15 protein-coding genes and 1 riboswitch are annotated in these 17,557 nt (G+C 71.7%); of the genes, 4 read left to right on the top strand and 11 right to left on the bottom strand.

Annotation, left to right across the window (positions count from 1 at the left end):
- Window positions 1-4 precede the first annotated feature (4 nt).
- From ACZ52J_RS11615 to ACZ52J_RS11605, 3 genes are all read right to left on the bottom strand, one after another.
- Entirely contained in the window at window positions 5-1,234 is a 1,230-nt protein-coding gene (locus ACZ52J_RS11615; RefSeq protein WP_465617736.1) for an alpha/beta hydrolase family protein, read from the bottom strand.
- A gap of 178 nt (window positions 1,235-1,412) precedes the next feature.
- On the bottom strand, window positions 1,413-2,549 hold the full coding sequence (gene mnmA / locus ACZ52J_RS11610; RefSeq protein ID WP_465617734.1) for a tRNA 2-thiouridine(34) synthase MnmA: 1,137 nt from the start codon (window positions 2,547-2,549) through the stop codon (window positions 1,413-1,415).
- Window positions 2,550-2,596: 47 nt separating this feature from the next.
- On the bottom strand, window positions 2,597-3,778 hold the full coding sequence (locus ACZ52J_RS11605) for a cysteine desulfurase family protein (RefSeq protein WP_465617732.1): 1,182 nt from the start codon (window positions 3,776-3,778) through the stop codon (window positions 2,597-2,599).
- A 207-nt stretch (window positions 3,779-3,985) separates the two neighbouring features.
- On the opposite strand from ACZ52J_RS11605, the gene ACZ52J_RS11600 reads away from it, so the two are divergent.
- Window positions 3,986-4,753 (top strand): IclR family transcriptional regulator, encoded by a 768-nt coding sequence (locus ACZ52J_RS11600; RefSeq protein ID WP_465617730.1) that lies wholly within the window; start codon window positions 3,986-3,988, stop codon window positions 4,751-4,753.
- On the opposite strand, the gene ACZ52J_RS11595 is transcribed toward ACZ52J_RS11600, so the two are convergent.
- From ACZ52J_RS11595 to ACZ52J_RS11560, 8 genes are all read right to left on the bottom strand, one after another.
- On the bottom strand, window positions 4,659-5,318 hold the full coding sequence (locus tag ACZ52J_RS11595) for a trimeric intracellular cation channel family protein (protein ID WP_465617728.1): 660 nt from the start codon (window positions 5,316-5,318) through the stop codon (window positions 4,659-4,661). The two genes, ACZ52J_RS11600 and ACZ52J_RS11595, sit on opposite strands and share 95 nt — an antisense overlap.
- Window positions 5,319-5,476: 158 nt before the next feature.
- Window positions 5,477-6,520, bottom strand: a complete 1,044-nt coding sequence (locus tag ACZ52J_RS11590) for an ABC transporter ATP-binding protein (RefSeq protein ID WP_360498755.1) — start codon at window positions 6,518-6,520, stop codon at window positions 5,477-5,479.
- A gap of 34 nt (window positions 6,521-6,554) precedes the next feature.
- The gene (locus tag ACZ52J_RS11585; protein WP_360498753.1) at window positions 6,555-7,625 is read right to left on the bottom strand and encodes an ABC transporter ATP-binding protein; all 1,071 of its coding nucleotides are present in this window, start codon (window positions 7,623-7,625) and stop codon (window positions 6,555-6,557) included.
- Window positions 7,622-8,632, bottom strand: coding sequence for an ABC transporter permease (locus ACZ52J_RS11580; protein WP_360498751.1), 1,011 nt, complete (start codon window positions 8,630-8,632; stop codon window positions 7,622-7,624). Before ACZ52J_RS11580 ends, ACZ52J_RS11585 begins: the two co-directional genes overlap by 4 nt.
- Window positions 8,633-8,730: 98 nt before the next feature.
- Window positions 8,731-10,497, bottom strand: coding sequence for an ABC transporter substrate-binding protein (locus ACZ52J_RS11575; protein ID WP_360498749.1), 1,767 nt, complete (start codon window positions 10,495-10,497; stop codon window positions 8,731-8,733).
- 54 nt (window positions 10,498-10,551) lie between these two features.
- Complete coding sequence (locus ACZ52J_RS11570) at window positions 10,552-11,541, bottom strand: ABC transporter permease (RefSeq protein ID WP_360498747.1); 990 nt, start codon at window positions 11,539-11,541, stop codon at window positions 10,552-10,554.
- A 503-nt stretch (window positions 11,542-12,044) separates the two neighbouring features.
- A complete protein-coding gene (locus ACZ52J_RS11565; protein WP_465617725.1) occupies window positions 12,045-12,998 on the bottom strand; it encodes an enhanced serine sensitivity protein SseB C-terminal domain-containing protein in 954 nt (317 codons plus the stop codon).
- A gap of 115 nt (window positions 12,999-13,113) precedes the next feature.
- Window positions 13,114-13,917: an enhanced serine sensitivity protein SseB C-terminal domain-containing protein gene (locus ACZ52J_RS11560; protein WP_360498745.1), complete on the bottom strand. Its 804-nt coding sequence runs from the start codon at window positions 13,915-13,917 to the stop codon at window positions 13,114-13,116.
- Between the two features lie 231 nt (window positions 13,918-14,148).
- A riboswitch (glycine riboswitch) is annotated at window positions 14,149-14,269 on the top strand.
- Between the two features lie 230 nt (window positions 14,270-14,499).
- On the opposite strand from ACZ52J_RS11560, the gene gcvT reads away from it, so the two are divergent.
- From gcvT to glyA, 3 genes are all read left to right on the top strand, one after another.
- A complete protein-coding gene (gcvT, locus tag ACZ52J_RS11555; protein ID WP_465617787.1) occupies window positions 14,500-15,621 on the top strand; it encodes a glycine cleavage system aminomethyltransferase GcvT in 1,122 nt (373 codons plus the stop codon).
- Window positions 15,622-15,733: 112 nt separating this feature from the next.
- Entirely contained in the window at window positions 15,734-16,111 is a 378-nt protein-coding gene (gene gcvH / locus ACZ52J_RS11550; protein ID WP_360498743.1) for a glycine cleavage system protein GcvH, read from the top strand.
- A gap of 84 nt (window positions 16,112-16,195) precedes the next feature.
- Complete coding sequence (gene glyA, locus ACZ52J_RS11545) at window positions 16,196-17,464, top strand: serine hydroxymethyltransferase (RefSeq protein ID WP_465617723.1); 1,269 nt, start codon at window positions 16,196-16,198, stop codon at window positions 17,462-17,464.
- Window positions 17,465-17,557 lie beyond the last annotated feature (93 nt).

Here is a 17,557-nt window from a genome sequence, read left to right as displayed (position 1 = left end):
CTGATCACGGGTGCTGGAAGAGCATCTCGGGGTTCGCTGCCGAGGGGCCGTCGAGGAGGGGCTGGTGGATTCCCTTCAGGGTCCGGTCGAAGAAGGCTCCGACGTACTCCCGGGTCAGCTGCATCCCGCGCTCCGGCGAGGTGGTCAGGTCCGGGGGGAGGGGAAGGCCTGCCTCGGCGGCCAGGATGGGGATGTCCGCGAAGCCGGCGTGCGCCGTGCCGGCGACGGCCAGCCAGGGCTTGTAGCCGTCCCAGCCCGCCCAGGTCTGTCCCCAGGACGGGTCTCCGCTGCCGGCGGAGTGGTCGCTCTGCTTCCCGAGCAGGAGGAAGGAGCGTCCCTTGAGGCTGTCGGTCGGGGTCGGCGGGAAGAACGTTCCGTCCATGTTCACTCCGGCGAGGATCCGCTGGTCCTCGGCCATCGCCGTCAGCGTTGACGCGCCGCCGATCGAGTGTCCGGCCATGCCGATGCGGCTGCGGTCGATCAGGTGGGCCAGGCGCCAGGCCGGGTGGTGCCCGGTCAGCTGGTCCAGGACGAACGACACGTCCTTCGCGCGGCTGTCGGGGAGCGTGTCCGGTGCCCCGGTCTCGCACAGGGCGCATCCGGGGGTGCTGCCGTCGGCGAGCGTCTCGCCGGAGTCCTCGTAGGGGTGGCCGACCAGGGCCACGACGTAGCCGTGGGCGGCCAGGTCGGTCGCCAGGCCGGTCAGTGTGGCGCGGGGGTTCTCGAAGCCCGGGGAGAGGACCACCAGCGGGAACTTCCCGCCTGCGGCCTTCGCGTCGGTGTAGGCGTAGGTCCTGAGGTCCGCGAGGTCCTGCGGCTGGAGTCCGGTCCCCGGCGGAACCCGGGTCGCCACGAAGCCCTGCGCCTCGCCGAGGCTCATGTACGGGGCGGGCGCGCCGGTGTCCTGCCGGGCCGGGTAGAACATCGACACCGTCAGCTGCCGGGGCCCGGCGGAGGGTACCCAGGGGTCGGTGCGGGCCCGGTCGGTCAGGTGCAGGACCTCCTCGCCGGCCGCGTACGGCCCGGTCGGGCGGGGCAGTTCGCCGTGGAAGGCGGCCGGGGTCGAGGCCGCCGGGGTCGAGGCGTCGGCGACAGCGGCGGGCGCGGTGGCGGACGGCGGCGACGACAGCGAAGGCGACAGCGACGGCGACGAGGCCATGGCGGCCCCGGCCGGCGGGAGGGGCAGGGCGAGGGCGAGGGCCGCGATGGCCGCGATACGGCGGGTTCGGTTCATGGCCCTGAGATTAGGTTTGCGGCCCGGACCGTCGAATCAGCCCGACGAATGCAATCTCCGGCCGTGGTCATCCGCGGGATTCAGCGGCGTCATCCAATGGGATGACCACGGCCCCGCCCACCCCACGCCCGCACCCGCGCCCCCGAACCGGCGGCGCGGGCGGGACAGGCGGGTGTGCTCAGGCGTTGACGGCCGGGCGTTCGGTGGTGGCGATGGTGGCGGAGCCGACGACGCGGGTGCCGTCGTACAGCACCACGGCCTGGCCGGGGGCGATGCCGCGGGCCGGGGTGTCGAGGCGGACGTGGAGCTCGCCGTCGACCACCGAGGCGTCCACCGGCACCTCCTCGCCGTGGGCGCGCAGCTGGGCGGTGTAGCGGCCGTCGGCCAGGGGCTCGGTGCCGCACCAGCGGGGGCGGATGGCGGTGAGCGCGGTGACGTCGAGGCCCTCGACCGGGCCGACGGTCACGGTGTTGTTCACCGGGGAGATGTCGAGGACGTACCGCGGCTTGCCGTCCGCCGCCGGGCGGCCGATGCGCAGGCCCTTGCGCTGGCCGATGGTGAAGCCGTACGCACCGTCGTGCTCGCCGAGCTTGGTGCCGTCGGTGTCGAGGATGTCGCCGGTCGCGGTGCCGAGGTGCTTGGCGAGGAAGCCCTGGGTGTCGCCGTCGGCGATGAAGCAGATGTCGTGGCTGTCCGGCTTCTTCGCGACCGCGAGGCCGCGGCGCTCGGCCTCCTCGCGGATGACGTCCTTGGTGGTGTCGCCGAGCGGGAAGAGGGAGTGGGCGAGCTGGTCGGCGTCGAGGACGCCGAGCACGTACGACTGGTCCTTGGCGGCGTCGACCGCGCGGTGGAGTTCGCGCGAGCCGTCCGGCAGGTCGACGATCCGGGCGTAGTGGCCGGTGCAGACGGCGTCGAAGCCGAGGGCAACGGCCTTGTCCAGCAGCGCGGCGAACTTGATCTTCTCGTTGCAGCGCAGGCACGGGTTGGGGGTGCGCCCGGCCGCGTACTCGGCGACGAAGTCGTCGATGACGTCCTCGCGGAAGCGCTCGGCGAGGTCCCAGACGTAGAACGGGATGCCGATCACGTCGGCCGCTCGCCAGGCGTCCCGGGAGTCCTCGATGGTGCAGCAGCCGCGCGCGCCGGTGCGGAAGGACTGCGGGTTGGCGGAGAGCGCCAGGTGGACGCCGGTCACCTCGTGCCCCGCTTCGACGGCGCGGGCGGCGGCGACGGCGGAGTCGACTCCGCCGGACATCGCCGCGAGCACGCGCAGACGGCCAGTGGACGGAGTGGTCGGGGCACCCGGGAAGTCAGTCATGATGCCAATAAGCGTACGGGTTGAACCGACTGTTCCCCGAGCCGATATCAGCGCCGCACCGACGCCAGCCCGGCGTTCCGCGCCCGCTGGACGACCGGCCCGATGGCCTCCGCCAGCGCCGTGACGTCCTCCCGCACCGAGGTGTGCCCGAGCGAGAACCGCAGCGACGCGCGCGCCAGCAGCGGGTCGACGCCCATGGCGAGCAGCACGTGGCTGGGCTGCGGCACCCCGGCGGTGCAGGCCGAACCCGTCGAGCATTCGATCCCGGCCGCGTCGAGCAGCATCAGCAGCGCGTCGCCCTCGCAGCCGGGGAAGGAGAAGTGGGCGTTGGCGGGCAGCCGGCCTTCGGCCGCCGGGTCGCCGTTGAGCACCGCGTCGGGCACGACGGCCAGCACCCTCGAAACCAGTTCGTCGCGCAGGGCGCCGAGCGTGACCGCGTGCTCCTCGCGGTGCGCCACGGCCCACGCCGCGGCGGCCGCGAAGCCGGCGGCGCCGGGGGCGTCCAGGGTGCCGGAGCGCACATCGCGCTCCTGGCCGCCGCCGTGCAGCAGCGGTACGGGCGCGGCGCCCCGGGCGAGCAGCAGCGCGCCGATGCCGAACGGGCCGCCGATCTTGTGTCCGGTGACGGTGAGCGCGGTGAGCCCCGACTCGGCGAAGGAGACCGGGACCTGACCGAGCGCCTGCACCGCGTCGGCGTGCATCGGGATGCCGTACTCGGCGGCCACGGCGGCGAGTTCGCGCACCGGCTGAATGGTGCCGACCTCGTTGTTGGCCCACATCACGGTGACCAGCGCGACCGACGAAGGGTCCCGCTCGATCGCCTCGCGCAGCGCCTCCGGGTGCACCCGCCCGTACGCGTCCACCGGCAAGTAGTCGACGGAGGCGCCCTCGTGCTCGGAGAGCCAGTGCACCGCGTCCAGCACCGCGTGGTGCTCGACGGGGCTGCTCAGCACCCGGGTGCGGGCCGGATCGGCGTCCCGGCGGGCCCAGTAGAGGCCCTTGACCGCCAGGTTGTCGGACTCGGTGCCGCCGCCGGTGAACACGATCTCGCTCGGGCGGGCGCCCAACGACTCGGCCAGCGACTCGCGGGACTCCTCGACCACCCGGCGGGCCCGGCGGCCGGCCGCGTGCAGGGCCGAGGCGTTGCCGACCACCCCCAGGTGCGCCGACATCGCGGCGATCGCCTCGGGCAGCATCGGCGTGGTCGCCGCATGGTCCAGGTATGGCATAACCATCCGATTGTAGTGGGCGGCACCGCTCGGCTCTCCAGCCCTGCGCATTGATCCGGCCACCGCAGGTACGGACGGGGTGACCGGCCACGCCCCGAACATTGGTCTGCACCAGTGCCGGGCACCGGCGTCCGGCACTGGTTTGTACCACTGTGCCCCCCAGCGGTTAGCCTGGCGGACGTTTCTCAGCCGGATCCAGGGGGCGCCATGTCGCAGTCGGTCGACCGCGCGCTGACCCTGCTCGACGCGCTCGGCGAGGCGCCGCTCTCGCTGGAGCAGGCCGCGAGCAGCCTCGGCGTGCACAAGTCCACCGCGCTGCGGCTGCTGCGCACGCTGGAGGAGCGCGGCTTCGCCCGGCGCCAGCCCGACCTGCGCTACCGGCTCGGCGGCCGGGTGCTCTCGCTGGCCCACCGCGCGCTGGAGGACTTCGACGTCCGGCAGGTCGCCGCGCCGTACCTGGCCGCGCTCAACGCCCGCAGCGGGTACACCGTCCGGCTCGCCGTGCTCCACGACGGCGAGGTGCTGTACCTGGACGAGGTGGCCGGGCCCTCGGCGGCCGGGCCGTCCCGGATCGGGCGCCGCGCCCCGGTGACGGGTACGGCGGTCGGCCGGGTGCTGCTCGCCGGGCTGCCCGCGGACGGCACCCCCGAGGAACCCGAGCTGGCGGCGGTGCGGCGCCGGGGCTGGGCCGCCGAGTCCGCCGAGCACCGGGAGCCGGTGACCTGCGTGGCCGCGCCGGTCGCGGGCAGCGGCGGGCGGACGGTCGCGGCCTGCGCACTGAGCGCCCCGGCCGGCCAGGTGCCGCCGGCCGAAATGGCCAGGATGGTGCCGGAGCTGCTCTGCACGGCCGAGGCGATCTCGCTGGCGTACGGCGGCTCGCCTACTCCTCGCTGGTGCGAGAACCGTTGCGGTGCCAGGCCCGTGGGGCGCGCCAGCCGTACTTCAGGGCGAGCATCCGCAGGCCGAAGGCGGTGAGCGCGGCGGCGGTGCCGGTGACGCCGGTGAGCCGGTCCGCGCCGATCAGCGCGGCGACCAGCGCGGCACCGACCAGGGCCGGTACGGCGTAGATCTCCCGGTCCCAGCGCAGCAGCGAGGGAATCTCCCCGGCCAGCACGTCGCGGATCACGCCGCCGCCGGCCGCGGTGACCATGCCGAGCGCGATCGCCGCGACCGCGCCGAGTCCGTAGTCGTGCGCCTTGGCGGTGCCGGTGACGCAGAACAGCCCGAGCCCGAGGGCGTCCAGGGTCTGCACCGCGCGGTTGATCCGCTCGACCTCGGGGTGCAGGAAGAACACCACGAGCGCGGCGACGAGCGGGGTCACGAAGTAGCCGAGGTTGGTGAAGGCGGCGACCGGGGTGGCCCCGATCACCAGGTCGCGCATCACCCCGCCGCCGAGGGCCGTGACCTCGGCCAGCACACAGATCCCGAAGATGTCCATGTTCTTGCGGACGGCGAGCAGGCCCCCGGAGAGGGCGAAGACGAAGATGCCGACGAGGTCCAGCGACTGCTGCACGTCGGAGGGGAAGATCTGCGAGGTCACCGTCCCCTTTGTACCTGATGGGCCGGGATGCCCCCGCACCGGTGACGAAAGTCCGCCCGCCCCGATCGGCCGGGGCGGGCGGACTTCGTCGTCGGTGGCTCAGGCCTGCTCGGAGCCCGCGTCCGCGGCGCCCGACGGCGTGTTCTCGGGGCTGCGCCTTAGCTCCCCTCGCCGTTCTCGGGGAAGTGGCAGGCCACCTGGTGCCCGGTCTTCAGCGCCGTCAGCGGCGGCTCCTGGGTGGAGCAGATGTCCTGGGCCTTCCAGCAGCGGGTGCGGAAGCGGCAGCCGCTGGGCGGGTTGATCGGGGAGGGGACGTCGCCGGTGAGCAGGATCCGGTCGCGGCCGCCGCGCTGGCGGCGGCGCGGGTCGGGGACGGGCACGGCGGACATCAGCGCGTTGGTGTACGGGTGCATCGGGGTGCGGTAGAGCGAGTCCCGGTCGGCGATCTCGACGACCTTGCCGAGGTACATCACCGCGACCCGGTCCGAGACGTGCCGGACCACCGAGAGGTCGTGCGCGATGATCAGGTAGGTCAGGCCGAGCTCCTTCTGGAGGTCGTCCAGCAGGTTGACCACCTGGGCCTGGATCGACACGTCCAGCGCCGAGACCGGCTCGTCCGCGATGATCATCTTCGGCCGCAGCGCGAGTGCCCGGGCGATGCCGATGCGCTGGCGCTGGCCGCCGGAGAACTCGTGCGGGTAGCGGTTGTAGTGCTCGGGGCTGAGGCCGCACAGCTCCAGCAGTTCCTGGACGGCCTTCTTGAGCCCGCCCTCGGGCACCGCGTTCTGCAGCTTGAACGGCGCGCCGACGATGGTGCCGACGGTGTGCCGGGGGTTCAGCGAGGAGTACGGGTCCTGGAAGATCATCTGGATGTCGCGGCGCAGCGGCCGCATCGCCCCGACGCTCAGGTGGGTGATGTCGGTGCCCTCGAACTCGATCGTCCCGCCGGTCGGTTCGTCGAGCCGGGTGACCAGTCGGCCCATGGTCGACTTGCCGCAGCCGGACTCGCCGACGACACCGAGCGTCTCGCCGGCGTTGACGGTGAAGTCGATGCCGTCGACGGCCCGGACCGCGCCGGTCTGGCGCCGCATCAGCCCGCTGCGGATCGGGAAGTGCCGGGTCAGGCCGGTCACCTTCAGCAGCGGCTCGCGGTCGGGTGCGGGTGCCGGTGCGGGGATCGAGGCCGCCTGGGTGTCCGTCATCGGTTCTCTCCAGAAAGGTGGTACGAGGCCGGGCTCACAGCCGGGGCGCGATCTCTTCGGCGAAGATGCGGTGCCGCTCGTCGGCCGGCAGGTGGCAGGCCGCGAAGTGCCCGGGTACGGCCTCGGCCAGCACCGGGAGCTCGCTGGTGGAGCGTCCCTCGGTCAGGGCGGCGTACGGGCAGCGCGGGTGGAAGGCGCAGCCCGTCGGCACGTTGATCAGGCTGGGCGGGGTGCCCTTGACCGGGACGAGCCGGTCCTGCAGTTCCCGGTCCAGGCGCGGCATCGAGCCCAGCAGGCCCCAGGTGTAGGGGTGTTCGGGCGCGTCGAAGAGGGTCTCGGCCGGTCCGCGCTCGACGCACTTGCCGCCGTACATGACCAGGATGTCGTCGGCCAGTTCGGCGACCACTCCGAGGTCGTGGGTGATGATGATGACGGCGGAGCCGAACTCGTCCTGGAGGTCGCGGATGAGGTCCAGGATCTGCGCCTGGACGGTGACGTCCAGGGCGGTGGTGGGCTCGTCGGCGATCAGCAGCGAGGGGTCGTTGACCAGGGACATGGCGATCATCGCGCGCTGGCGCATGCCGCCGGAGAACTGGTGCGGGTAGTCGTCGATCCGGCGGTCGGGCTGCGGGATGCCGACCCGGTCGAGCATCTCGATCGCGCGGGCCCGGGCCTGCTTCTTGTTCGCCTCGGGGTGGTGGACCCGGTAGGCCTCGACGATCTGCTGCCCCACCGTGTAGTAGGGGTGCATCGCGGTCAGCGGGTCCTGGAAGATCATCGCCATTTCGCGGCCGCGCAGTTGGCGCACCCGGTCCGGGCCGGCGGCGATCAGGTCCTCGCCGTTGAGCCGGATCTCGCCGCTGATCCGGGCCCGCTTGGAGCGGTGCAGGCCCATGATGCCGAGCGAGGTGACGGACTTCCCGGAGCCGGACTCGCCGACGATGCCGAGGGTGCGGCCCTTGTGCAGGTCGAAGCTGACCCCGTCCACCGAGCGGACCAGGCCGTCGTCGGTGTCGAAGTGGATCCGCAGGTCGCGCACGGAGAGGAAGGGGTCACCGGTCGGGGCCTGCGCAGTGGCTTCCGTGGTCTTCTGGAGCTCGGTCACGAGAGCCTCACCCGGGGGTCGACGAGGGCGTACAGGAGGTCGACCACGAGGTTGCAGGCGACGATGAAGAAGGCGGCGAGCAGGGTGACGCCGAGGATCTTGGGCAGGTCGTTGTCGGAGATCGCCTGGACGGCGAACTGGCCGACGCCCTGGAGCGAGAAGACCTGCTCGGTGATCAGCGCACCGCCGAGCAGCAGCCCGAGGTCCATGCCGAAGATGGTGACGATCGGGGTGAGCGCGGCGCGCAGCCCGTGCCGGGTGACGACCTTGCGCTCGACCAGGCCCTTGGCCCGGGCGGTGCGGATGTAGTCCTCGCTCATGGTCTCCAGCATTCCGGCGCGGGTGAGCCGGGCGTAGAGCGCGGAGTAGAGGAAGGCCAGCGAGATCCAGGGGAGGATCAGGTTGCGGGCCCACATCAGCGGGTTGTCGGTGAAGTCGACGTACTGCAGGTTGTCCAGGATCGGCCACTCGTAGCTGAACAGCGTGAGCAGCAGCGCGCCGGTGAAGAAGACCGGCAGCGAGACGCCGGCGAGGGCGATGCCCATGGAGAGCCGGTCGAAGATCGACTTCGGCTTGAGGGCGGAGACGACGCCGGTGGCGACGCCGGAGACCAGCCAGAGCACGGCCGCGCCGGCGGCCAGCGAGATGGTGACCGGGATCCGCTTGGACAGCTCGGGCCAGACCTCCAGGTGGTTCTTGAAGGAGTAGCCGAAGCAGGGCACGTGGCAGGTGGCCGGCTCCGGCCCGAACTTGTACTCGGCGCCGCTGACCAGGCCCCTGAGGAAGTCCCAGTACTGGGCGTACAGCGGCTTGTCGAGGCCGAGGTTCTGCTTGACTGCGGCGATCGCCTCGGGTGAGGGGTTCTTCCCGATGTACTGGGCGGCCAGCTGGTCGGCCGTTTCGCCGGCGACGCGCGGGAGCAGGAAGAAGATCGCGAAGGTGACCGCGCTGACGACCAGCAGCAGCAGCACCGCCGAGAAGATCCTGCGGATGATGTAGGCAAACACAGTTGGGCGGCTCCGGCGGCCCGCCGTCGTCCGGGGTCTTCCGGACGACGGCGGGCGCCGCTGCCTTCACCTGCCTTCAGGGATGCGGAGCCAGGCTCTTACTTGGTGGTGCCGATGTTCAGGGAGTCGTACTCACCCGAGAACGCCGGGTTGGAGGCCATGTTGGTGGCGTTGTCCGGGCGGTACAGGAAGACCTTGAAGTAGGTCAGCGGGACGATGACCGCCTGGTCCATGACCTTCTTGTCGATGTCGCCGTAGATCTTCTCGCGGGCGGCCTTGTCCGGGTTGACGGCGGCGTCGTCGATCAGCTGGTTGACCGCCGGGTCGTTCAGCTGGGACAGGTTGCTGTTGCCGGAGGCCTTGATCGCGCGGCCGTCGACGATCTGCTGCAGGAAGCCGTAGCCGGTCGGCCAGTCGGCACCCCACTGCATCATCATCAGGCCGATGTTGTGGTCCTGGGTGAACTGCGGGGCACCGGCGCTGTCGGTCAGGTACTTGCCCTGCGGGTACTGCTGGATCTCGGCGTTGATGCCGACCTTCTTCAGCGCGGCCTGGATCGAGGTCGCGGCGGCGACCTCGGTGGCGCGCTCGGTGCGGGCGGAGATGACGGTGTTGATGCTGTCCTTGCCGCAGGCCTTCAGGGCGTCCTTGGCCTTGGCCTCGTCACCCTTGTTGTCCTTGGTCTCGAACTGGTTGAAGTCCTGGTGGCCCGGGATGTCCGGCGGGAGCACCGTGTTGGCGATCTGGCCGCGGATCGGGCCGCCCTCGGCGGTCTGCACCGAGACCTTGTCGATCGCGAACTGGACGGCCTTGCGGCAGTCGACGTTGTCGAACGGCGCGACCTTGGAGTTGATCGCCAGGTAGACCAGGCGGCCGCCGTAGGCGTTGTCGGTGCTGGCCTTGAGCTTCGGGTTCTGCAGGATCTGCGCCTGGGTCTGCGGGTCGACGCCGCCACCCACCAGGTCGACCTGGGCGTTGCCGGCCAGCAGGTCCTTGTCGATGGTGGCCTGGTCGATGTTCATCTTGAGCTGGATCTTGTCCGGCAGCTGCTTCCGGATCGGGTCCGTGCTCTTGTCCCAGTTGGTGTTCGGCACCAGGGTGGCCTGCTTGCCGTCCTCGTAGGACTCGAACTTGAAGGAGCCCGAGGACACGATGTGCTTGACGTAGTCGGCACCGGTGTCCTTGGCCTGCGGGACCGGCGCGGTCTGCGGGGCGCTCACCAGGTAGTCGAAGTCCGCGAACGGGTGCTTCAGGTGGAAGACGATCGTGCTGTCGTCCGGCGTCTCGATCGACTTCAGGTCGCCGGTCTTGTCCTTGTACGGACCCGCGTACGGCGTGTCGTTGTCGACCAGCAGGTCGTGGAAGTAGGTCGGGCCGTTGGAGTTCACGTCCGGCGCGAAGTTGGAGCGCTCGACGGCGTACTTGACGTCCTTCGAGCTGATCGCGGTGCCGTCGTCGTACTTCAGGCCCGCACGCAGCTTGTACGTCCAGGTCAGGCCGTCCGCGCTGGGCTGGCCCATCGACTCGGCGAGGTCCGGGACGAGCTTGTTGCCCTCCTCGCCGGCGGCCGGGTTGAACGTGGTCAGCGGACGGGCGTACAGGCGCGAGAAGTTGTAGATGTACGCGTAGTACGTGTTGCCCGGGTCGAGCGAGTCCGGGGTGCCCTTCATCTCGAAGGTGACCGTCCCGCCCTTCTTGTCCGAGGCGTTGACGATGTTCTTGGTGGCCGCGTTGGCTCCGCCGCCGCCCGAGGCGGAGGACGAGGAGGACGAGTCGCCGCTCTTCGACGAGCTGGAACAGCCGGTGACAACCAGGACCGCGGCGGCAGCCGCCGCGGTCAGGGCGACGGTACGGGACCTACGCATGGGTGAGATCAACCCCTTGAGGATGTGGAAAAGGTGGAGGGTCCTGACGCAGGGTCAGTTGCTCTTGGGATCGAGGGCGTCGCGCAGCCCGTCGCCGAGCAGGTTGAAGGCGAGCACGGTAAGGAAGATCGCCACGCCGGGGACCACCATGTACTGGGGGTCCACCTGGTAGTACCGGATCGCGTCCTGGAGCATCCCGCCCCAGGAGGCCTGCGGAGGCTGGATGCCGACACCGAGGAAGCTCAGCCCGGCCTCGAAGAGGATGTTGGTCGGGATCAGCAGGGTCGAGTAGACCAGGATCGGACCGACCAGGTTGGGCAGCAGCTCCTTGAACAGGATGAACGGGCCCCGGGCGCCCAGGCTGCGGGCCGCGTGGACGAACTCCCGCTCGCGCAGCGAGAGGGTCTGGCCGCGCACGATCCGGCCCATGTAGGGCCAGTTGAAGAAGCCGATCACGAAGATCAGCACCAGGATGTGCAGCGGCAGGCCGTGCAGGCCGAACGCACCGCCCTGCAGCGAGGTCGAGATCGCGATCGCGAAGAGCAGCAGCGGGAACGCCAGGAAAACGTCCATCACACGGCTGATCAGGGTGTCCACCCAGCCGCCGTAGTAGCCGGCCATGATGCCGAGCACGGTGCCGATGGTGTTGGACAGCACGGTCGCGCCGAAGGCGACCAGCAGGGAGACCCAGGAGCCCTCGATCACGCGGGTCAGCAGGTCGCGGCCCTGCAGCGGGTCGACGCCGAGCGGGTGGGACCCGCTCATGCCGCCCCAGTCGCCGAGCGGCAGGCCGCCGAGGTCGGCGTCCAGCAGGTCCTGGTGGAGGGCGTCCGGGTCGAGCCCGAACATCGACTCGATCGGCTTGGCCAGCACGGCGAGCAGGATCAGCAGGATCACCACGACGCCGCCGGCGACGGCGGCCTTGTCCCGCTTGAAGCGGGTCCAGGCGATCTGGCCGAGGGAGCGGCCCTCGATCTTCTTGGCCGGGCTCGCGGCGGCGGGTGCCTCCGGCTCGTTCCCGGCGGTTGTGACGGATGCGGTCATGGTCAGTTGGTCCCCTCGCCGACGGTGGCCGGCCCACGGGTGCCGGGCGCCGGCTTCGGCGGTGCGGCTGCGGACGTGCGGAGGTGCGTAGAAGCGGGTGGGCGCGGCAGTGCGTCGTGCACAGGCACTGCCACCACGCGGGATGGGCGTCGCGTGGTCGAACGGGTCGGCGTGCGCGCTCACCTTTGTGGGGTTCCAGTACGCGCGGTGCGTTGCGCAGAACTCTCTGCCATCCGAACTGGCTTACGCCAGACCTGACAACCGACAGATGCCCAACTGTGATCTGCAGGCATGCACCTCCCGGGCCTTCGGCATATCCCTCTTCACACGTCTGTAACATGCATGTCAAGATGGCCGGACGGCGCAATTCGGAAATTCGTCCGGAAAGCATCGAAGCCGACTTGACGGACAATCAAGTCGGCTTCGGCTTCGGCCTCAAGGCCCGGGATTTACGGCGGGAACGGGCCCTGAAGGACCGGGTTCGGCAGGACCGGGTTCGGCAATCAGCGCCCGGGGTAGCCGGGCCACGGCCGCTGCGGCTGTTGGGGCTGGGGCTGCTGCTGCCAGCCCTGCGCGGGCGGCTGCGTGCCGTAGGCCCATCCCGGCGTCGGCTGCCCCGACATCGACTGCCCCGGGTACGCGGGCGGCGGCACCGGCGGGTACGGACCGGTCGCCGGGCGGCCGGCCTCCCGGTCGAAGAACGGCCGCGCGTTGGCGCGCATCCACAGCGCCACCGGGTCGTACTCGTCCGACATCGCCACCGTGGACACCGCGAGCCCCTCCGGGGCCACCGCGATCGCCCGCTGCATCAGCGCGCGCACCGCCTCCACCGCGGGCGGCGAACTCTCGTACAGGTCCAGGCCGATCGCCAGGTACGGCTCCCCCACCGCCGGCTGCACCCACGCCCGGCGCAGCGCCCGGACCGCGCGCACCTCGCCGGCCTGCCGCTCCAGCAGCGCGAAGAACGGCTGGGCGTTGACCTGCGGCTCGCTCAGCTTCAGCGGACCGGCCGGCAGCCGGTCCAGGCCCGCGGCGACCCGCCGCAGGTCGGCCCAGGGCACGCCGACGCCGCCGCCGGGCGCGTGCGGGTTCAGCCACAGGCCCCAGCGGGTGCGGTACAGCGAGCCGGCGATCTCCCGGCCGGAGACGACCTCGTGGGCCCGCCCCCAGCCGGAGGCGGCCAGCTGCTCGGGCGAGGTGACGGCCGGCGCGTAGCCGTGGCCGCTGATCTCCATGTTCCCGTACTGCGCGTCAGGACTGCCCGGCGTGCCGTGCCAGAGCAGCATCCAGACCCGGCCGTCCGCCAGCGCGTGCAGCAGGCGCTCGTACGCGTCGTAGCGCTCCGGCGCGACCTCGCGCAGGGCGTGCTCCAACACGCCGGGATCCGCTCCCGGGCGCCCGGCCGGTGCCTGGCCCCAGGGCCCCGGCACCCCGCCCGCTCCCGTTCCCGCACTCATGCGCCCACCTCGCCGCGCCTCTTTCCTCGAACCACCGGCCGTCGGCCGTCTGCACGCACCCTATGGCGCGGCACCGGCCACCGCCACGGCGACGTGCCTTGGATACGAACCCCGCTCACACCCGCGTGTAGAAAGGCATGACCCGGGTGAGCAGCCACTCGACCACCGGGTCGTCGGCGAGGTCGAGCAGTACGAGGTGGACGCCGCCCGGCAGCGGCGCGGTTCCCAGCGCTCGGCCGAGCGCGTCGTTCACCGCGGCCGGGTCGGCCGGGGCCGCCGGATCCAACTGGACGCCCACGAACATCACGGTCGGCTCGCCCTCGATGCTGGCCAGCGCCCGGCGGGCGGTCAACACCCCGGGAAGGGCCGACAGTTCGGCCCGGCAGGCGGCCAGGAAGTGCTCCGGGTCCTCGCCCGGCACCGGCTCGCGCAGCGCCACCCGGCCGCCGGTAGGCGCCGCCGGGTCCTCGGCGGCCTCCCACCGGTCCTGGCGCGGACCGCGGCGCAGCTCGGCCACGCCCTGCGGCGGCACCGGGATGCCCACCGCCGCGTCCGGGTTCACCGCGATGCCCACGCCCAGCGGCAGCCCGCGGGCGAACTCCCAGACCGGCGCGATCGCGAAGGCCATTCCCGGCGCCTGCTGCAGGAACACCTCCTGCGAGGAGAACACCGGTACGTACGGGTCGCCGCCCAGTTCGATGGTCGGCAGGTCCAGCGACTGCCCCTGCGGGTCGGCCCCGCCGGGCAGCGGCACCCACACCTGGCTGCGGGCCAGCACCTCGATCACCCGCGGCGTCGCGCCCGGGTCGCCCAGGGCCGCGGTCAGCACCTGCTCCAGCTCGTTGGCCGGCCACGTGCCGCCCGCCGGCGCCCCCTCCGGGCCGCCCCACCCCTGCTGCTGCTCCACCGGGTACCCCATGCGCCGCCGATTCCGCCCTCTGCCGGTCGGCCGCCCTCTGCTGCGCCGACGCGGAGCAGTCTAGGGCTCGTGTTCGCCTCTGTGTCGTGTGACCGGCTCCCCCCTAGTCGTGTGACCGGCTCCCCTCTCACCGTGTGACCGGGTCCCCTCTCCCTTCCTCGTCCGGGACGTGCCATGATGTGCGCGTCCGACGGCATGCGCCGCGGGCCCCACAACTCCATACCGGCCGCTCGAACCCGCGCGGGAGAGCCCGGAGTGCCGCACCAGTGAGTGAGTGTGTGAGTGGCACAGCCGGCGCCGAAGGAGCAAGTCCTCCCCGGAATCTCTCAGGCCCCCCTACCGCACGGGTTAGGCACATCTGGAAAGCGGCGCGCGGCCCTGTCGCGCGCCCACCCACGGTGCAAGCCGCCATGCTGTCCTGGATGCTGGAAACAGCTGCGGGCCGGCGGGCGGTGAAGCTCTCAGGTTCGACGACAGATGGGGAGACCCACGCCGCCGCATGCCCGCGCGCAGGGTCGGCCCCCGAGAGGGTCCGGTCCGGCGCGTGCACCCATGAGTGCCCCGACCGAGGAGTTCCTGGCCATGTCGTCCCTCCGCCTGACCGCGCTCGACGCGCTGCACCGCGCCCTCGGCGCGACCATGACCGACTTCGCCGGCTGGGACATGCCGCTGCGCTACGGCAGCGAGCGCGAGGAGCACCTCGCCGTCCGCACCAAGGCCGGCCTGTTCGACCTCTCCCACATGGGCGAGATCACCGTCACCGGTCCGCAGGCCGGCGAGATGCTGGACCACGCGCTGGTCGGCTTCGTCTCCGCGCTGGGTGAGCTGCGCGCCCGCTACACCATGATCTGCGCCGAGGACGGCGGCATCCTGGACGACCTGATCGTCTACCGCCTGCGCGAGGACGCCTTCCTGGTCGTCGCCAACGCCTCGAACGCCCAGCTGGTCCTCGACGAGCTGATCGCCCGCGCCAAGGGCTTCGACGCCGTCGTCACCGACGACCGCGACACCTACGCGCTGATCGCCGTCCAGGGCCCGGAGTCCACCGCGATCCTGGCCGAGACCACCGACGCCGACCTGCCCGGCCTCAAGTACTACGCGATCCTCCCGGCCCACGTGGCCGGCCGCGAGGTGCTGCTGGCCCGCACCGGCTACACCGGCGAGGACGGCTTCGAGATCTTCTGCCACCCGGTCGACGCCGAGGAGATCTGGCAGGCGCTGACCGCCGCCGGCGAGGGCCGCGGCCTGGTCGCGTGCGGCCTTTCCTGCCGCGACACGCTGCGCCTGGAGGCGGGCATGCCGCTGTACGGGCACGAGCTGTCCACCGACCTCACCCCGTTCGACGCCGGCCTGGGCCGCGTCGTCCGCTTCGACAAGACCACCAACGAGGGCGCCTTCGTCGGCCGCAAGGCGCTGGAGCAGGCCGCCGCCGCGGCCGAGGCCAACCCGCCGCGGGTGCTGGTCGGCCTGGTCTCCGAGGGCAAGCGCGTCCCGCGCGCCGAGTACACCGTGGTCTCCGCCGACGGCGCCCCGATCGGCCGGATCACCTCCGGCGCGCCGTCCCCGACGCTGGGACAGCCGATCGCGATGGCCTACGTCGACGCGGCCCACGCCGCCCCCGGCACCACCGTCGCGGTGGACGTGCGCGGCAAGCACGAGCCGGTCCGGGTCGTGGCGCTGCCGTTCTACAAGCGCGCCCGCTGAGCGCCCGCCGAGCGCCCCGCCGACACCCGCCTTTCCCCATACCCGCACGTCGAAGCCGTCCACGCGGCGGCCCGCTTCGCCGTACCCGCTTCCCATCCTGGAGAATGACGCCATGAGCAACCCCCAGCACCTGCAGTACACCAAGGAGCACGAGTGGCTCACCGCCGCTGAGGACGGTGTCTCCACCATCGGCATCACCAAGCACGCCGCCGACGCGCTCGGTGACATCGTCTACGTGCAGCTGCCGGCCGTCGGCGACGCCGTGACCGCCGGCGAGACCTGTGGCGAGCTGGAGTCCACCAAGTCGGTCAGCGACCTGTACTCCCCGGTGACCGGCGAGGTCGTCGAGGTCAACCAGGACGTCCTGGACGACAACGGCCTGGTCAACAGCGCCCCCTTCGAGGGTGGCTGGCTGTTCAAGGTGCGCGTGGAGTCCACCGACGAGCTGCTCAGCGCGGACGAGTACGACGCGCTCACCCACAGCAGCTGACCCGCTCGTGATCGGGCGGGCCGCAGCACAGCGGCCCGCCCTCCCCCGCCGTCCCTCCGCTCTCCTCCCCGGGAAGACCACACCATGACGGTTCTCAACCAGTCCCTGCACGCCCTCGACCCGGAGATCGCCGCCGCGGTCGACGCCGAGCTGCACCGCCAGCAGACCACCCTGGAGATGATCGCCTCCGAGAACTTCGCCCCGGTGGCGGTCATGGAGGCCCAGGGCTCGGTGCTCACCAACAAGTACGCCGAGGGCTACCCCGGCCGTCGCTACTACGGCGGCTGCGAGCACGTCGACGTGGTCGAGCAGATCGCGATCGACCGCATCAAGGCCCTGTTCGGCGCCGAGCACGCCAACGTGCAGCCGCACTCGGGCGCGCAGGCCAACGCCGCCGCGATGTTCGCGCTGATCCAGCCGGGCGACACCATCCTGGGCCTGGACCTGGCCCACGGCGGTCACCTGACCCACGGCATGAAGATCAACTTCTCCGGCAAGCTCTACAACGTGGTCGCGTACCACGTCGACGAGAAGACCGGCCAGGTCGACATGGCCGAGGTCGAGCGCCTCGCCAAGGAGCACCAGCCGAAGCTGATCATCGCCGGCTGGTCCGCCTACCCGCGCCAGCTGGACTTCGCCGAGTTCCGCCGGGTCGCCGACGAGGTCGGCGCGCTGCTCATGGTGGACATGGCGCACTTCGCCGGCCTGGTGGCCGCCGGGCTGCACCCGAACCCGGTGCCCTACGCGGACGTGGTCACCACCACCACCCACAAGACCCTGGGCGGCCCGCGCGGCGGCGTCATCCTGTCCAAGGCCGAGTACGCGAAGAAGATCAACTCCGCGGTCTTCCCCGGCCAGCAGGGCGGCCCGCTCGAGCACGTGATCGCCGGCAAGGCGGTCGCCTTCAAGGTCGCGGCCTCGGAGGAGTTCAAGGAGCGCCAGCAGCGCACCCTGGACGGTGCCCGGATCCTGGCCGAGCGCCTGCTGCAGGCCGACGTCGCCGAGGCCGGCGCGTCCGTCCTGTCCGGCGGCACCGACGTGCACCTGGTCCTGGTCGACCTGCGCAACAGCGAGCTCGACGGCCAGCAGGCCGAGGACCGCCTGCACGAGGTCGGCATCACCGTCAACCGCAACGCCATCCCGAACGACCCGCGCCCGCCGATGGTCACCTCGGGCCTGCGTATCGGCACCCCGGCCCTGGCCACCCGCGGCTTCCAGGCCGAGGACTTCCGCGAGGTCGCCGACATCATCGCCGAGGCGCTCAAGCCCGCCTTCGACGAGACCGTCGCCGACGCCCTGAAGGCCCGCGTCACCGCGCTGGCCGAGAAGTACCCGCTGTACCCGAACCTCTGATCACTTCGGTGATCGTCCGGGCCGGGTGACCGGCCTCACCCCGCCGCGACACCTGGGGCTCCGGGGCACCGCGCACACTGGTAAGTGCGCGCG

This window comes from Kitasatospora sp. NPDC034035 (genome assembly GCF_055575755.1).
This window is presented reverse-complemented; position numbering and strand designations above follow the sequence as displayed.

Excerpts from the sequence above, each read along its gene's own strand:
- ACZ52J_RS11570 (WP_360498747.1), bottom strand. The coding sequence starts at position 11,541 with ATGACCGCATCCGTCACAACCGCCGGGAACGAGCCGGAGGCACCCGCC.
- ACZ52J_RS11565 (WP_465617725.1), bottom strand. The coding sequence starts at position 12,998 with ATGAGTGCGGGAACGGGAGCGGGCGGGGTGCCGGGGCCCTGGGGCCAG.
- ACZ52J_RS11615 (WP_465617736.1), bottom strand. The coding sequence starts at position 1,234 with ATGAACCGAACCCGCCGTATCGCGGCCATCGCGGCCCTCGCCCTCGCC.
- mnmA (WP_465617734.1), bottom strand. The coding sequence starts at position 2,549 with ATGACTGACTTCCCGGGTGCCCCGACCACTCCGTCCACTGGCCGTCTG.
- glyA (WP_465617723.1), top strand. The coding sequence starts at position 16,196 with ATGACGGTTCTCAACCAGTCCCTGCACGCCCTCGACCCGGAGATCGCC.
- ACZ52J_RS11590 (WP_360498755.1), bottom strand. The coding sequence starts at position 6,520 with ATGACGGACACCCAGGCGGCCTCGATCCCCGCACCGGCACCCGCACCC.
- gcvH (WP_360498743.1), top strand. The coding sequence starts at position 15,734 with ATGAGCAACCCCCAGCACCTGCAGTACACCAAGGAGCACGAGTGGCTC.
- ACZ52J_RS11605 (WP_465617732.1), bottom strand. The coding sequence starts at position 3,778 with ATGCCATACCTGGACCATGCGGCGACCACGCCGATGCTGCCCGAGGCG.
- ACZ52J_RS11560 (WP_360498745.1), bottom strand. The coding sequence starts at position 13,917 with ATGGGGTACCCGGTGGAGCAGCAGCAGGGGTGGGGCGGCCCGGAGGGG.
- ACZ52J_RS11575 (WP_360498749.1), bottom strand. The coding sequence starts at position 10,497 with ATGCGTAGGTCCCGTACCGTCGCCCTGACCGCGGCGGCTGCCGCCGCG.
- ACZ52J_RS11600 (WP_465617730.1), top strand. The coding sequence starts at position 3,986 with ATGTCGCAGTCGGTCGACCGCGCGCTGACCCTGCTCGACGCGCTCGGC.
- gcvT (WP_465617787.1), top strand. The coding sequence starts at position 14,500 with ATGTCGTCCCTCCGCCTGACCGCGCTCGACGCGCTGCACCGCGCCCTC.